Annotated in this window: 1 pseudogene; it reads right to left on the bottom strand. The window is 40.5% G+C overall.

Annotation, left to right across the window (positions count from 1 at the left end):
• Positions 1-9: 9 nt before the first annotated feature.
• Positions 10-1,063 (bottom strand): annotated as a pseudogene (locus IC220_RS07805) (terminase gpA endonuclease subunit); the annotation flags it as partial.

Raw genomic sequence — 1,063 nt, 5'->3', positions numbered from 1 at the left:
AAATATTCTTCAGTGTACATTTTCTATCCATTTACTTTTGACTATTTTCTTTGGCTTTTTGCTCTCAGTCTTTTCACTCAAACTAACCCATTTACTCTCTTGCCAACGATCAATCCCAAGGGCTATAGATGCTGCTCTGGCATAAATTCGGCAATCAAGTGCTTCATTACGGTCTCTTATTTTCTGCCACTCCTGCTTGATTCACTACTTTGGTAATCCGCTGTCAGTTGTTTAAAATACTCAGCTCTGGAAAATGCTGCTGGAGCTTTTTCACCGTCTCGTGAGTAGTTGCCGACTTTAATATTCAACTGGCCAGAGCTCTGTAGAGCTTTTTACCTGCCACTAACTCTACTTGGGCTATTAAGCGGTACTAGGGCTTTGTTCACTCCCTTTACTGCCATTACTTTACCAAAGCTCTGCTGGATTCTCACCCAATTGTATACTTCCTGCGTTGCATATCCTGCATCTACTGCCATCATGCTGATTGTGTACTCTAATCCGTCACTACCTAAAAAGTGATGATTCAGTAACTCTGAAAGTTTGTTCCAAACCACATCTCTTCCTGGATCTCCTTCAAACACCTGATAATCTATTGACCAGTTTTCACGATTTCTTCCCCAAGCTACAACTTCTGCCTCTATTCTGTCTTTTTGTACGTCAACACCTGCTGTGAGTATTACTTCGCCTTTTGGGATTGTGCCAATAGTATAGAATTCCCTGCGTTCAAATAAGTGCCTCCAGTCTGGTACTTCTCCTTTATCTACCCACGTTTCTCCAAGTGTGGTGTTTATCCAAACCTTTAATAATTGCTCATTTTCTTTTGCGTGCTGAAAATCCTCCACTGCTTGACTCCAACTATACCAGCCAACTGGGCTATAAAGACTTGAAATATGAAACCCTGCTATCTTTCCACCTTTCGTTTCGTTCGTTACTCTCCATTCTCCACGTGAAAGCATTTCTGTCTTTTGATGATTTTCTATTTTGCCGTTACATTCGATACAAACATAATGAGCTGTTCTTGAGTCTTTATCTTCCCATTTTACTTGTGTCCATTTTAAAACTT

Origin of the sequence: Wolbachia endosymbiont of Pentalonia nigronervosa (genome assembly GCF_014534705.1) — a bacterium.
Lineage (GTDB): Bacteria > Pseudomonadota > Alphaproteobacteria > Rickettsiales > Anaplasmataceae > Wolbachia.
Note: the sequence above shows the minus strand (reverse complement) of the source record. Positions and strands in the feature narration are given on the sequence as shown.